This window comes from Parvimonas sp. KA00067 (assembly GCF_001553085.1).
In the GTDB taxonomy this organism is placed as follows: Bacteria; Bacillota; Clostridia; order Tissierellales; family Peptoniphilaceae; genus Parvimonas; species Parvimonas parva.
In genome coordinates, this window is sequence record NZ_KQ960148.1 from 19794 (window position 1) to 34602 (window position 14809).

At 28.2% G+C, this 14809-nt stretch carries 14 protein-coding genes; all 14 read right to left on the reverse strand.

The features are described from left to right. Position 1: 1 nt before the first annotated feature. Positions 2-1105 carry an FtsW/RodA/SpoVE family cell cycle protein gene (locus tag HMPREF3181_RS03075; RefSeq protein ID WP_068472873.1) on the reverse strand — a complete coding sequence of 368 codons (1104 nt, stop codon included), beginning with the start codon at positions 1103-1105 and terminating at the stop codon, positions 2-4. Further along, the gene (gene murD / locus HMPREF3181_RS03080) at positions 1105-2430 is read right to left on the reverse strand and encodes a UDP-N-acetylmuramoyl-L-alanine--D-glutamate ligase (protein ID WP_068472875.1); all 1326 of its coding nucleotides are present in this window, start codon (positions 2428-2430) and stop codon (positions 1105-1107) included. The genes HMPREF3181_RS03075 and murD overlap by 1 nt, the downstream gene beginning before the upstream one ends. Positions 2431-2443: 13 nt before the next feature. After that, positions 2444-3415: a phospho-N-acetylmuramoyl-pentapeptide-transferase gene (gene mraY / locus HMPREF3181_RS03085; protein ID WP_082713884.1), complete on the reverse strand. Its 972-nt coding sequence runs from the start codon at positions 3413-3415 to the stop codon at positions 2444-2446. Positions 3416-3432: 17 nt separating this feature from the next. Continuing rightward, positions 3433-5850 (reverse strand): penicillin-binding transpeptidase domain-containing protein, encoded by a 2418-nt coding sequence (locus HMPREF3181_RS03090; protein WP_068472877.1) that lies wholly within the window; start codon positions 5848-5850, stop codon positions 3433-3435. Between the two features lie 25 nt (positions 5851-5875). Further along, positions 5876-6241 carry a septum formation initiator family protein gene (locus HMPREF3181_RS03095; RefSeq protein WP_068472879.1) on the reverse strand — a complete coding sequence of 122 codons (366 nt, stop codon included), beginning with the start codon at positions 6239-6241 and terminating at the stop codon, positions 5876-5878. Between the two features lie 13 nt (positions 6242-6254). After that, on the reverse strand, positions 6255-7187 hold the full coding sequence (gene rsmH / locus HMPREF3181_RS03100; protein WP_068472881.1) for a 16S rRNA (cytosine(1402)-N(4))-methyltransferase RsmH: 933 nt from the start codon (positions 7185-7187) through the stop codon (positions 6255-6257). An 11-nt stretch (positions 7188-7198) separates the two neighbouring features. Then, entirely contained in the window at positions 7199-7636 is a 438-nt protein-coding gene (mraZ, locus tag HMPREF3181_RS03105; protein WP_082713885.1) for a division/cell wall cluster transcriptional repressor MraZ, read from the reverse strand. A 295-nt stretch (positions 7637-7931) separates the two neighbouring features. Continuing rightward, positions 7932-8681 carry a prolipoprotein diacylglyceryl transferase gene (gene lgt / locus HMPREF3181_RS03110; RefSeq protein WP_082713886.1) on the reverse strand — a complete coding sequence of 250 codons (750 nt, stop codon included), beginning with the start codon at positions 8679-8681 and terminating at the stop codon, positions 7932-7934. 8 nt (positions 8682-8689) lie between these two features. Further along, positions 8690-9325 carry a TIGR01906 family membrane protein gene (locus tag HMPREF3181_RS03115; protein WP_068473187.1) on the reverse strand — a complete coding sequence of 212 codons (636 nt, stop codon included), beginning with the start codon at positions 9323-9325 and terminating at the stop codon, positions 8690-8692. Position 9326: 1 nt separating this feature from the next. Continuing rightward, positions 9327-10070 carry a YebC/PmpR family DNA-binding transcriptional regulator gene (locus tag HMPREF3181_RS03120; RefSeq protein WP_068472885.1) on the reverse strand — a complete coding sequence of 248 codons (744 nt, stop codon included), beginning with the start codon at positions 10068-10070 and terminating at the stop codon, positions 9327-9329. Positions 10071-10072: 2 nt separating this feature from the next. Next, positions 10073-10780, reverse strand: a complete 708-nt coding sequence (nadE, locus tag HMPREF3181_RS03125; RefSeq protein WP_068472887.1) for an NAD(+) synthase — start codon at positions 10778-10780, stop codon at positions 10073-10075. 117 nt (positions 10781-10897) lie between these two features. Next, a complete protein-coding gene (locus HMPREF3181_RS03130; RefSeq protein WP_068472889.1) occupies positions 10898-11788 on the reverse strand; it encodes a LicD family protein in 891 nt (296 codons plus the stop codon). Next, on the reverse strand, positions 11788-13008 hold the full coding sequence (locus HMPREF3181_RS03135; protein WP_068472891.1) for an MFS transporter: 1221 nt from the start codon (positions 13006-13008) through the stop codon (positions 11788-11790). Before HMPREF3181_RS03135 ends, HMPREF3181_RS03130 begins: the two co-directional genes overlap by 1 nt. A gap of 287 nt (positions 13009-13295) precedes the next feature. After that, complete coding sequence (locus HMPREF3181_RS03140) at positions 13296-14774, reverse strand: 3D domain-containing protein (protein WP_068472893.1); 1479 nt, start codon at positions 14772-14774, stop codon at positions 13296-13298. Positions 14775-14809 lie beyond the last annotated feature (35 nt).

The following is a 14809-nucleotide window of genomic DNA, read 5'->3' on the forward strand; positions in this document are numbered from 1 at the left end:
ACTATCTCCCTTTTACATCATATCTAACAATTCCTAAAATAATTCCAATCATTACAGAAGTCATAACTAAAGATGAACCTCCATAGCTTACAAATGGTAAAGTTACTCCAGTAGGAGGAATAACCCCTGTTGCCGTACCTATATTTACCAATGCTTGCAATCCTATTGAAAATATTATTCCCAATATTATCATTTTTCCGTATAAACTCTTAATATTTCTAGAAATCATTATTCCTAAATAAGCTAAATAAATATAAACTCCAATTAAAAACATAGAGCCTACAAAACCGAACTCTTCAGCAATAGTTGCAAAAATAAAATCATTATGCGCCTCAGATAAAGTATATTTTTGTCTTCCATTTCCAAGACCAACACCTAAAAGAGAACCATTAGTTATTGCAAAAAGTGATTTTATTAATTGCCAAGACTTAGAATCTCTATATTTTAATGGGTCAATAAAGGCTTGAATTCTACTAGTTCTACTATATCCTGACTTTAACAAAAATATAGCTCCAAAACTTGCTAAACTCAGTCCTAAAACAGAAAATCCTATTGCTTTTTTATCCATACCTGCAACCAGATACATAGATGTTATAGTCCCGGCTATTACTAAGGTAGTTGAAAGGTCGGGCTGAATCATTACAGAAAAAGCTGATATTCCAACTATTGCCAAATATTTAAAAAACACATTTTTAAAAGTAAATGCTTTTTTGTACCTATCAATCACATAAGCCATCATCATTATGGCTCCAATTTTCATAAAGTCGGAAGGCATAAAAGTAAAAAATCCTACTCCAACCCATCTTCTTGCATTATAAAGATTTACTCCAAGTGGAGAATATACTAAAAAGCCCATCAAAAACACAAGTATAAAAATATTCTTACTATATTTTTTTAATTTTAAAATATTTATATATGATACGAAGAACATAGCTATAATAGATAAAACAACAAAAATTATATGTTTTCTTATTATTTCTATTTCATTTCCCTTTAATCTGTAACTATATGGCCAGCTTGTACTAAATACCATTACACTCCCAAAAAGTAGTAAAAAGATAACTACCATAACTAACTTTTTAGCATATTTATCAAATTTCATCATTATAATTCATTTACCAACTTCTTAAATAAATTTCCTCTTTCTTCAAAACTTTTGAACATATCCCAACTTGCAGATGCCGGAGAAAGTAATACATTATCTCCACTTTTTGCTAATTCAAAACATTTTTCTACAACTTCTTTATAATCATCGACTATTACATTATTTTCAAATCCGTATTCTTTTGAGCAAGAATCAAATTTATATTTTGTATCTCCAACTAAAATTAATTTTTTTATTTTACCATTAAAAGATTCAAACAAAGGATTAAAATCAACACCTTTATCATATCCACCTAAAATCAAAATAATAGGTTTTTCTAAAGCGTCAACAGCTTTTATAGTTGAATCTACATTTGTTCCTTTAGAATCATTGTAAAACTTTATTCCATTTAATTCTCTAACAAATTCAATTCTATGTTCAACTCCACCAAAATTTTTGCATGCAAAAATTATAGTATCCATATCTATACCATAATTATAACAAATTGCAACAGAAATTAAAACATTTTGAGCATTATGTTTGCCTAAAATTTTCAAATCTTTCATAGAAAATAACTTTTCATCTTTATGATAAAAATTATTTTCGTTAAAATAAAAATCTGTATCTTTTCTTTCTAATGAAATCTTTGTAACATTTGTATTTTCTACATCAACTTTACTTAAAATTTCATCATCTATGTTTAAAACTAAATTTCCATTTTTATCCATATTTTTAAAGACTTTAAATTTGTCTTGTATATAATTTTCAAAACTTCCATGCCAATCAATATGGTCAGGAGTTATATTTCCAATTGATGCTATAAAAGGTTTAAAAAGTTTAGTGTTATGTAGTTGGAAACTACTAACTTCTATGATATTCACAGTTTCTTCATCAGAATTAAATATTTCCCAAAGCATACCTACACCAATGTTACCAACCACTTTTGATTTTATATTTGCAGTTTTAAAAATTTCTCCAACTAAACTTGTAGTTGTAGTCTTTCCATTAGTTCCAGTTATTGCAATAATTTTTCTTTTTGAAAATAAAGTATATGCCAATTCTAAATCCGTATAAACAGGAACATTATTTTCACAAAAATATTCAATTATTTCATTAAACGGTTTTATCCCAGGACTTTTAACAACAAAATCAAAATCATAATCTTTATAATTTTTTATAAATTTAAAATTAAATTCATTAAGACTTTCAAAAACATTTTTTAATTCTATTTCTTCTTTATCGTCATAACAATAAACTTCGGCTTTTAACGAACTCAAAGTTTTTATAGTTGAAATTCCGGATAAACCCAAACCTACAACTAAAACTTTTTTATTTAAAACTTCCATAAATATCCCCTAACTAAGCATTAAAAAATAAACATACAGCTATAATTGATAGAATTCCACTAATCACTGCAAAAGACGTAACTATTTGAGGTTCTTTATAACCTTTTAATTCATAATGATGATGAATAGGACTCATCAAAAATACTCTCTTTTTATTTCTAGTTTTGTAACTAACAACTTGAATAATTACAGATAATGCCTCCATTACATAAATTCCACCGATGATTGGTAGGTAGAAAATCATTCCATTAAGTATGCATATACTTGCAATAGCACCACCTAATGCCATTGAACCGGTATCTCCCATAAATACTCTGGCAGGATATGAATTAAACATAACAAATCCCATTAAACTCGCCATAAATACTAAAGAAAATACTGAAACACTTGGGTATTTAAAAAAACTTATTACCGCAAGACCTAAAAATACAGGAATTGATACTGAAGATGAAAGCCCGTCTAAACCATCTGTTAAATTAGTAGCATTCGCAGTTCCAACCATTACAAAAATTAGTATAGGATATATAAACCAACCAAAATTAACAGCTCCTTTTACAAAAGGAATTAATTGGTATCTCAAGTCAACTCCTACAACTTTTTCTATAAAAACAATTACAACTATACTAATTATAAATTGAATAATCAGCTTTTGAATTTCAGTAAGACCCAATGACCTTTTCATAATAAGTTTGAAAAAGTCATCTAAAAATCCTATGAATGTAAAGCCTAACATACCGATTAAAACAGCAAATACTTCTTTAGAAAAATTACCTAAACAAATTGTTGTAATAATTATAGCAACCACAAAAAATATTCCACCCATAGTTGGCGTTCCGGCTTTAGATAAATGACTTTGTGGTCCGTCATCTCTAATATTTTGTCCAAGTTTAAATTTTCTTAAATATGGAATAGACATTTTTGCTATAAACACAGTTAGAAAAAAACTGAACAAAATACTCCATATTACAAAATTTGATATATCCATTATTTTCATCTCCTAAATTAATCTTCAAAAGTTAATACTATTTCTTCATCCTTTGAAATATAACTTCCAATTTTCTTGTTTGAAGATACAAATTTACCCTTACCACCTGAAGTTTTATATTTGTATCCCATTTTATTTACAACTTCCATAGCTTGTTGATAATTCATTTTTGAAAAATCAACTACTAATAATTTTGCATCTTCCGATAAAGTAAGTTCAACATTACTTCCTTCATCTAAAGTCTTTCCAGCATACTCGCTTTGCTCTGTAACAATAGCTTTTGAAGAACTTTCTCCCTTAACAGTATAATTTAACGATTGTCCTTTTAAAACTTCTACTGCATATTCTAAAGTAAGTCCTCTAACGTCCGGAACATTTGTCTTTCTAACTATATTATTGTCATCTTTTGTCTTAACTAATTGTTTGTATTCAACTATTTCTTCAACCAATTTTTTAGCTAAAGGCGCACATGCTCCGGTACCACCTGAGTTCACCTTTGGCTCATCAAAAATAATCAAAATGCTATATTTTGGATTTTCAATAGGAAAAGCCACATACAAAGATGCAATAGTTTTATTATCGTCATATCTACCATTTACAGTTTTTAAAGTTGTACCGGATTTACCACCCATTCTAATACTATTAGAATACGCCTTCTTAACTATACCATCTGTTACACCATGTTCCATCATAACACGCATCTTATCGCTTGTTTCTTTAGATATAATTTGATTTTTAATAATCGGTTCGTTTTCTTTTATTTTGATTTCATCATCAGATTTTTTTTCAATATTTTTTACATTAATTTGTGGCTCTAATAAATATCCACCATTTACAACTGCATTTGCAGCAGTAATCATTTGAATAGGAGTTACAGAAACACCATGTCCATAACTCATTGTGGCAAGTTCTGCAGGTCCTATATCTGATAATTTTTTAGGAATTTGCCCACTACTTTCTCCAGGTAATGATATTCCTGTCATCTTTCCAAACCCAAAACCATTTATATATCTATAAAATCTTTCTTTCCCTAAATGTCTAGCCATTTGAACAAAAGCAGGGTTACAACTATTATCCAAAGCCTCAGTAAAAGTTTCTTTCCCATGAGGATTTTTCCAGTTAAAACATCTAAGAGTTATTCCCGGAATATCTTTTATAAAACCATTACAATAAAAAGTTGAATCTAGTGTATCACTCTTTTCTTCCAAAGATGCACTGGCAGTTATAAGTTTAAATACAGAACCCGGCTCATAACTATCACTTACAGCAGGATTTCTCCACATAGCAAATATTTTTTCAAGCCTTTCTTTTTCATTTAAGGTTTCAAATTCTTTACTTGCCTCTTCTCCGATAGGAGTTGTAGGATTATTAGTATCATATTTTGGGAAATTATCCATAGCTAATATATCCCCATTTGTTACATCAGAAACTATAACACTCAACTTAATCGGTTTTTCTTCATTAAAATATTGTTGCCCATACTTTGCAACATATTCTTGTATTGTACTGTCAATAGTTAAATACAAATCAGAACCATCTTTAGCATCAACAATTTCTTCAATAGACTTACTCAAATTTTCTCTTATTACTCTTCTGGCACCACTTGTTCCCGCAAGATTATCGTTTAAAAAATTTTCAACTCCACTTTGTCCACCATTTTCATTAGCATGACCAACGACAAAAGGAGCCAAAGTTCCATTTATATAACTTCTATTTTGTTCTATTTCAACACTGATTATGGAAGAATTTATTTCCTTAATCTCTTTAACAATATCCGGACTAATAGTTTTCTTTATTTTGAAATTAGTCCCTCTATTTGCCCTATCAAAAACTTTCTTCTTATCCAACTCAAGCACAGAAAAAATCTTATCGATTTTTTTCTCTTCCACCTCTTTAGCTTTTTCAGAATAAAGTTTAAATTTATCATATTCTAAAACCGAAAAATAAACTTCCTTATTGCTATTAGCACTTACTAAAAGTGAATTTTCAGATTTAACAACAGAATTTTGTTCTTCTGTAATATCTTTTTTTATCAATAAGTTATTATATTCATCAGCCTTAGCAAAGATTTCTTCTTTATTTAATTGCAAAATATCAAAAATCTTATCTAATTTTTTAGTTTCTTCATCTTTAATTTTCCCACTAGATTTTTTATAACGATTATAATCAAAAGTGGAAAAATATCCATTATATACACTTATACTTTTAGCTAAAGTATTTCCATTTCTATCAAAAATACTACCTCTCTTAGCCTCAAGTGTTGTATAACTAACAGAATCTTTAAATTCTTCAACGCTGTATTTATTTTTGGAATACAGTTGCAAATAGGCTAATTTAAAACCTATACTCGCAAAAAGTATTATAAATACAAAAAATAAAACAGCCGAACGAGAAGAGACTGTTTTATTTCTAATAATATATTGCTTGTTTTTCATTTAAACTCCTCTTGTTTAAGTTTAATTAGTCAATTTTATCCAAATACTTAACTTGTTCTTTCTTTGGAAAATCCATATTATAATTTAACCTTGCAATCTTTTCAATCCTATCAACAGATTTATAAGGCTCAAGCTTAATATCATAATCATCTTTTTCTGTTTCTAATGAGCAAATTTCAGAGTTTAGTGCATTTATTTTTCTATTTTGTTGAGCAATATTTAGATATCCATATAAAATTACTACACTAAAAGCTAATGTAACAGTAGCAAATAGAAAAAGTGTAATATTTTTATATAAACTGGATTCTCTGGTAATTCCGTAGGCTTTTTTCTTTTTCTCTAAAATTCTCTCATTTGAAACATCTATATATTTTACTTGAGCCGTACTCATATAAATCATCCTCCTAAATTTTTGAACAAACTCTTAGCTTTGAACTTTTTGACCTAGAATTTTTGTCCATTTCATCTTTTGAAGGTATTAAAGGCTTTCTTGTTAAAATTTTTATCTTAGGCTTATTGTTACAAACACAAACATATAATTCCTTAGGACAAGTACAACCTTTTGCAAGATTCTTAAAAGAATCTTTAACAATCCTATCTTCTAAAGAATGAAAAGTAATAATACACAATCTACCATTTTCATTTAATCTATCTACTATATCGGGAATAACTTTTTTTATAACTTCAAGTTCTCTATTAACCTCAATCCTTATAGCTTGAAACACCCTTTTTGCAGGGTGCCCACCCTTAGCCCTAACAGCTTTTGGAATAGCCCTTTCAATAATATCAACTAATTCAAAAGTAGTTTCTATAAACTTTTCTTTTCTATAGTTAACTATAAATTCTACTATTCTTTTTGTCCATTTTTCTTCGCCATAGTTATAAAAAATATATTCCAAATCTTTAGAATCATAATAATTTACAACATCAAAGGCACTCTTTTCAAGACTTCTATCCATTCTCATATCCAATGGAGCGTCTATCATATATGAAAAACCTCTTTGACCATTATCTATTTGATAAGAAGAAACCCCTATATCCAATAGCACACCGTCAACTTTATCTATTTCAAAATAATCTAATATTTCTTTAAAATTTTCAAAATTACTTTTATAAAACAAAACATTATCAGAAATCTTTAAAAGTCTTTCCTTTGCAACTGCTAAAGCCTCTTCATCTTGGTCAACGCAAATAAGTTTACCATCTTTTATTCTTTTTAATATTTCAGTTGAATGACCTGCGCCACCAACAGTTAAATCAACATAAATTCCATCAGGTTTTATATTTAAATTTTCTATTACTTCATCTAACATTATAGGTATATGATTAAATTCCATAACTAACTTCCTTAAAAATCAAGTCCGTCAAACTTTTCAGACATAATATTATCATCACTATATTCAGCTTCACTGTATTCATTCCATTTTTCCTTGGACCAAATTTCAATTCTATCAGAAACTCCAATAATCATTACATCTCTTTCAATCCCTGCGAATTCACGCAAATTTTTATTAACTAAAAATCTTCCTTGTTTATCTAAATCCGAAGTCATCGCACAACTACAAAAAAATCTTGTAATTGAACGAACATCTTTTTTACTCAATCCTTTTGAATTAAGTTGTTCTGTAAACTCATTCCATTTTGATTCTGTAAAAACAAATAAACAACCTTCAAGGCCGCGAGTTACAATAAAATTAGTTCCTAGTTCATTTCTAAACTTTGATGGCATAATTAATCTGCCCTTATCATCTAATGTATGAGGAAAATCTCCCAAGAACATTGCCATCACCTCCTAAAAACTAACTCCATTTTACTCCATATTACCCCACATTTATTATTACACTTATATTTTATACTATTTTTTCATATTTTGCAACCCTTTTTACAAAAAATTTTCAAAAAATATTTTTTATTTTTCATAAAAAACACTAAAATTTCAACAATTTTAAAAAATTAATAAAAAGTGGAGGGATTTTTCTATTTTTTTCAAAAATTTTATGTTTTTTTTTAAAATTTGAACAAAAAAACTACATAGAACAAAACTATGTAGTTTAAAATTTTTTGTTATTAAATTTCTATTATTAAATATCTTTTCCGTATTTTCTATTTAAGAAGAAAAGTAAACTTCCAACAATTACTCCAACAAGAGAAAGCACTTGCGAAACTCTAAATCCTAAAAACATAAGACTATCAGTTCTAAGACCTTCTACAAAAAATCTTACCACTCCATAAAAAATTGCATAGAGTAATACAACTTCTCCTTTTTTCTTTTGGTATTTCCTAATATAAATCATCAAAAATGTAAAAACCAAAAGATTGCCAATGGATTCATATAAAAATGTTGGGTGGTATCTCTTCCCGTCAATGATAACTGCCCATGGTAATGTCGTTTCAGTTCCATGAGCCTCTTGATTTATAAAGTTTCCCCATCTTCCTATGGCTTGTCCAAGTATAAGTCCCGGAGCACAAACATCAGCTAAATCTCTAAAATCAATTTTTTTGAATTTTCCAAAAAAGTAAACCACAATTATTGCAACAATAACTGCCCCATAGATAGCAAGTCCACCTTCTCTAATGTTTATCATTGATAAAAAATTACCTTTATAACTTTCCCATTCAAATGCCACATAATAAATTCTAGCGCCAATGACACTAAGAGGCAAAGCAAAAAGCAAAAGATTAGAAATTTCATCTTCTTTTATATTTCTAAGTTTAGAATTTTTTGTTGCCACAAAAAGTCCCATCATAATTCCGAAACAAATTATGATTGCATACCACATTATATCCACTCCAAAAAGAGAGAATGCAACTCTATCAATTTTAACTTCCATATTACCTCCTAATTATGCTCTTCAAATTTTATAGTTCTTAAAAAGAAATATATCAAAATAACAGCTACTGTCGATATCATAAGAACATTCACAAATAATGTAAAGAAAAATTCTTCCGGCAAAATTCTTATCATCAAATCCATTTCATAGTCCAAAAGCCATAAATCATTACTAAAAAATAATTTATGAAAATAAATAAAACTTTCAGAAAAGAATAAAGAACAAATGCCTAAAAAAGAAATTACTAAAGCATAAGAAATCAAAATATATTTCCTAAGCATATTAAAAAAATAATTTTCCTTTTTTGAGAATTTGTAAATAATCCCAGCTAAAAAAATTATAAGTAATGTTATATATACAATTCTATCAAGTACAAATAATTTATATACATCTTTCATGTGCAAAATTTCTTTTTCATTAAAATTTTTCTTTAAAACTTCTTTATCTCCATTTTTAATAAATTTAACCAAAGAATCACTAGCCTCAGTTATCCATTCTTTAGATAAACCAGAAACCTCATCAATTTTATATTCACTATGAAAATTATTGTAATAAGAAATATCTTTAGCCATAAAATCTATCGAATACAATAGCACAAACAAAACTATACTTATGGAGATAAAAAAAGCAAATATCTTTTTCATATTATTCAACGTCTAAATCTTCAGGCACTTCCCAGTTATGATAAACATTTTGAACATCGTCATTATCTTCAAGTTGGTCAATCATCTTAACCATTTTCTTTATATTATCTGGATTTGAGATTTGAGAATTATTGCTTGGAACATATTCTAAATCACATTCACTAAATGTATATCCTTTTTCTTGTAGCGCATCTCTTAATGATATAAAATCAGAAACTTCTGAATAAATTGTATAAACTTCATCATCAGATTCAAAATCACTTGCTCCATTTTCTAAAGCAAAATCCATTAATTCATCTTCTTCAGCTTGTTCTCTTGACATTTCGATAACACCTTTTTTATCAAACATAAACAAAACTGAACCATTTTGTCCTAAATTTCCACCATGTTTGTCAAATGCATGTCTAACATCTGCTGCAGTTCTATTTCTATTATCTGTCAAACATTCAACTATAACAGCTATACCTTCAGGACCATATCCTTCATAAATTATAGTTTCGTAGTTACTTGCATCTCCATCTCCTGCACCTTTCTTTAATGCCCTTTCAATATTATCATTAGGCATATTTTCAGCCTTTGCCTTTTCAATAGCTGACTTTAAAGATGGATTGTACTCAGGGTCTGCTCCACCCTCTTTAACTGCAACAATTATATAACGTGCAAGTTTTGTAAATATCTTTCCTCTTCTAGCATCTTCTTTTCCTTTTTTATGTTTAATCGTACTCCATTTATTATGTCCTGACATAATTACCTCCTAAAACTTTTAGCAAAATTTCTTTTGTGTTCAGAAATTTTTACCATTCTCTTTATTTTTTCTTCTATATTTGAATCTATTTTTTCATTATTTATAAATTTTTCTAAATCATCATAAGAAAAACCCATTTCATCTTCATCTGTTTGATTTTCAAAAAGGCCTGCGCTCGGTGGCTTTTGAATTATCTTATCCGGAACACCTAGATACTTTGCAAGTTCATAAATTTCTTTCTTTGTAAAATCAACAAGTGGCATTAAGTCTGAGCCACTGTCCCCATATTTAGTAAAATATCCAACAGTAAATTCCGATTTATTGCCGGTTCCAGCTACCAAATATTTTTTTAGTTGTGCATAATAATACAAAGTTGTCATTCTAAGTCTTGGCTTAATATTTGCATAAGCCATTGAATTATCTCCATTTTCAACAGATTTTTCTAATTCAGAATAAGTCTTAGACAAATCAACCTTTATTGCATTTAAATTAAATTTTTCAATAACTAATTTAGCATCTTTTTCATCTTCTTCACAACTATTTATAGGCATCATAATAGCCAAAGATTCATCTCCAAAAGCAAGTTTTGAAAGTCCGGCAACAACAGCAGAATCAACTCCACCACTAAGCCCATAAACTATACCTTTACAACCAGCCTCTTTAACAGAATCCTGTAACCATTTAACAAGTTTATCAACAACTTCTTTCATCATTACACCCCCTCACATAGAACACCTTAAAATAAGGCATAAAAACTGTATTAATTTTATCATATTTTTAAAAAAATTTCTACAACTATAACAAAAAAAGCTACGATTACTCATAGCTTAAATTTTTTCTTGATATTCTCTAAAACTTTTATTTACATCAGCAATATGAAAATTATGGTGATTTTCTCTTTGGTCTTCAGGAGGTAATTTCATATAATCTCCATACAAAATTTTTAAATATTCATCATAATTTTCCGGAGCATTTACCTTTATTCCTTCAAAATCAACCTTTGTTCCTTTTCCTAAAAATTCTTTCTTGAAAGGAATTATAGAAAAACTATCTACCAAACAAGCAACATACTCAGACTCTTCAAAGCTAGGATTATCTTTAGGAACAGATAATTTTGAAAGGTCTGTCTTTAACTTATTAGGAATAGTTTCTCCGAGCTTATAAGTTAATTTTTTCCCTAATCCATTTAAAGTATTTGAAATAATATTAGTATCAGATTCTTCAAAAACAGGATTTTCTTTTACTCTCAAGTCCAAAACTTTATTTTGTCCTTTAACATATCCGTCAAAAGGAAAAATATCTATAAATACACCATGATTTATATCAACATCTACAACATGCTTTTCAAAAAGTGTTGTATCACTATCACGAAGTTTTGCAAAATTCAAAGCATACTTAGGGTCCGTATCCATAGTTTGAATAAAATAATTTTCAGGTAAAAATTTACTTCCTTCACTAATAAATTTATCATAATCAGGTCTTGGCATACAAACATCAATATCATCGTCCCAAGGAATGAATCCACCATGTCTAATCGCTCCTATAAGAGTTCCATAACTTATATAATAAGTTAAATTCATTTGTTCACAACAAGAAATAAATTCCTTTAAAATTTCCAATTCCTTTTTCTTTAAAGAATCAAAGTCTATATCAAACTTAGTCTTTTTAAATTCTCGTTTCATTCTCCAAGAATTTTTTGAATCAAACTTAAAAATCATTACTTTTCTTCCTTAGGTAATTGTAACATAACTAAATAACCTACAACAAACAAAGGAATTATACCAAGTATCGAATATCTAGGATTTTTGGTTAATGTAGTTATCAAGCTCATAATAAAAGGTCCTATTATAGCTGCAAATTTACCAAATATATTATAAAATCCAAAAAATTCATTTGCATTTTCTTTTGGAATTATCTTTGCATAATAACTTCTACTCAACGCTTGAATACCACCTTGTGCAGATGCAATAAGTGTTGATAAAACAAAAACATGTAGTAAATTACTCATAAAGTATGCAAATATAACTGAAATCATATATGTAGCGATGCCTAATTTTATCATATTTCTTGTTCCGAACTTACTTGCTAATCTTCCGTAGATAATAGCAAATGGAAAAGCTACTATTTGAACATAAATAAGAATTCCTAAAAGTACAAGAGTATTAAACTTATCGGCATCTAAAACAGATTTAGAATAAGGAATTACCATTTTTATAATAGTATCTACTCCGTCAATATAAAGAAAATAAGAACATAAAAATATAACAACTATTTTATTTTTCTTAATATCCTTTAGAGTGTTAAAAATTGTTTTAAAACTTTCTCTAACAGGATTAGGGACGGGTTCAACTCCATAAATTTGCTCAACATTCTTATACATAGGAATGGTAAGTATCAACCACCAAAGAGCCGTTATAACAAAACCTATTTGGTAACCAAGAGGGTTTTTCATTCCAAAAATCAAAACCGCTCCCAAACAAAACATAAATGGTATTACACTAGCTATGTAGCCATAGGCAAACCCTGCTGTACTAATCTTATCCATTCTTTCATCATTAGTTACATCAACTAAAAACGCATCATAAAATATATTTCCTCCAGCAAAAGTTACACTTCCTAAAATAAAAAAAGACATTAATAAAGGCAAGCCAAAATTATCAGCGAATGATAAAAATAATGTAGAAAAAATTGCAATAAGTGAAAATAATGTAAATAATTTTTTCTTCATTCCCTTAAAATCGGCAATAGTTCCAAGTATCGGACTAATAATCGCAATAATAATACTAGCAAATGAATTATAATAACCTAAATTCATCTCATTTCCACCAACCATTCCAAAATAAATTGGGAATAATGCAGTAGTAATTGCCATAGAATAAGCAGAATTTGCACAATCATATAAAATCCAGCTCAATTCTTTCTTTGAATAACCAAACATAGATTACCTCCAAATTGTAAAATCAAAAAATAAATTTATTACCTTTTGCTAAACTTATTATACCATATTTATCGATAAAACAACTAAACTAAGGATAAATATGGTGAAATAAAATTCTCATCATAGAAAAGTTTATTAATGTTGTTTTTATTATACCATATTAAAAAATGATTGTCTATTTCAAATCAAATTTACATCAGGTTAATTTTTATTTGTTCAGTATTTTAATACAAAGAAATTCAGCCAACAAAAAAGAGAGCTTTCGCTCTCAATTTTATCGTTTAAAATTATTTTAAAATATAAACTTTTACATTTCTTCTACCAAAAGCATGTGCCTTTGCTTTATCAGTATAACAAACGTCAATTCTATTACCTTTTATGGCACCACCTGTATCTTCTGCAACTGCATAACCATATCCTTCAACATAAAGTTTAGTTCCCAAAGGAATAACTGAAGGGTCAACAGCTACTACACCATATCTAAGTGGAGTTCCCATACGAGTTGTACTGTAACCACCATTTTCAGCAGGGTCATCTGTATAAGAAGTTGCATTCATAGTTAAAACTTTACTATAATTTAATTCTCCAGATTTCACTGTTTCAACAGTCTCAGGAGTTTTTTCTTGTTCTTTTGAAACAACCTTTCCGTCAACAATAGTTTCATCTTTTTTAACAGTAACCTCTTCTGAAACTGAATTTCCACCCTTTTTATCAGAACTTAAATCTGATAAAATAATTTCATTCTTAGATTTTTCAACTTCAAAGCCCGTAACTTCTTCATTATTCAATGAAGATAATATCGCTCTAAAAGATACATATTTACCTAACTCATCAGTTGAAACAAAGCTCAAACTTTTAACGTTAGATTTTGCAAGCATTTTTTCAATTTCTAAATTCATAGAATTTGAATCAATAATTAAATAGCCATAACCACTCTTATCAGCTAAGATATATGAACTTAACATATCTGTCAAGTTACCTCTCTCTGATAAAACTACATTTTCATTTAATTTTGATGAGTACTTATCTTTAAATATCTTTAATAAGTCTTTTCCATCTAAAGAATAACTCTTTATTTCTTTTTTATCTTTTTTAGATAAATCGTAAATTTTAGCTTTTACATCATCTTTAACAGAATTTACTCCGTCAAAGAAATATATACTATTTTCATTTTCTGAAAGTAATTTTTCATTAATATTCTTTGTTGAATCAAAAAGATACAAATTCATATTATAGATATGTGCATAATGAATCGCTCCTAAAACATCGGAACTTTCCTTAACATCAACAACTAAAAGATCTCTATTTCCTAAAAACTTATTTACATAAGCATTAGTATCTTCAGAATTAGTAGAACCAATTCTTTGGAATTTAATCTCTAAATTGTTTAAAACATCATCTGAAATTGAACTGCTATCTCCAACAACATACACTTGCTCACTATTTTTCAAAATACTTTTTGAGTTTTCATCAATATTGCCACCCTTTACAGGAATAACAACTCCGTTCTTATCCAATGAAAGCAAACCTGCCAAACTGAAGCTAATTTTATCATCTATATTAACTACATAAGATATTTTAGAAGAACTACCATTAGCACTATCCAAAATTCTGTTATTCACTTTTTCAATGGTTTTAGATTCAGATTCTGATGAAATTACAAAACCTCTAACCTTTTCATTCGCAAATGACTTAGATGAAAATCCAGAAAATGTAGCATAAACACACAAACATGCTAAAACACTTCTAAATATTGCTCTTTTCAAATAATCACTCCTTATTTAATTAATCAGCTATAACC

Bases quoted from the DNA above. Each gene is read 5' to 3' on its own strand.
- HMPREF3181_RS03075 (WP_068472873.1), bottom strand. From the start codon at position 1,105: ATGATGAAATTTGATAAATATGCTAAAAAGTTAGTTATGGTAGTTATC.
- murD (WP_068472875.1), bottom strand. From the start codon at position 2,430: ATGGAAGTTTTAAATAAAAAAGTTTTAGTTGTAGGTTTGGGTTTATCC.
- mraY (WP_082713884.1), bottom strand. From the start codon at position 3,415: ATGGATATATCAAATTTTGTAATATGGAGTATTTTGTTCAGTTTTTTT.
- HMPREF3181_RS03090 (WP_068472877.1), bottom strand. From the start codon at position 5,850: ATGAAAAACAAGCAATATATTATTAGAAATAAAACAGTCTCTTCTCGT.
- HMPREF3181_RS03095 (WP_068472879.1), bottom strand. From the start codon at position 6,241: ATGAGTACGGCTCAAGTAAAATATATAGATGTTTCAAATGAGAGAATT.
- rsmH (WP_068472881.1), bottom strand. From the start codon at position 7,187: ATGGAATTTAATCATATACCTATAATGTTAGATGAAGTAATAGAAAAT.
- mraZ (WP_082713885.1), bottom strand. From the start codon at position 7,636: ATGGCAATGTTCTTGGGAGATTTTCCTCATACATTAGATGATAAGGGC.
- lgt (WP_082713886.1), bottom strand. From the start codon at position 8,681: ATGGAAGTTAAAATTGATAGAGTTGCATTCTCTCTTTTTGGAGTGGAT.
- HMPREF3181_RS03115 (WP_068473187.1), bottom strand. From the start codon at position 9,325: ATGAAAAAGATATTTGCTTTTTTTATCTCCATAAGTATAGTTTTGTTT.
- HMPREF3181_RS03120 (WP_068472885.1), bottom strand. From the start codon at position 10,070: ATGTCAGGACATAATAAATGGAGTACGATTAAACATAAAAAAGGAAAA.
- nadE (WP_068472887.1), bottom strand. From the start codon at position 10,780: ATGAAAGAAGTTGTTGATAAACTTGTTAAATGGTTACAGGATTCTGTT.
- HMPREF3181_RS03130 (WP_068472889.1), bottom strand. From the start codon at position 11,788: ATGATTTTTAAGTTTGATTCAAAAAATTCTTGGAGAATGAAACGAGAA.
- HMPREF3181_RS03135 (WP_068472891.1), bottom strand. From the start codon at position 13,008: ATGTTTGGTTATTCAAAGAAAGAATTGAGCTGGATTTTATATGATTGT.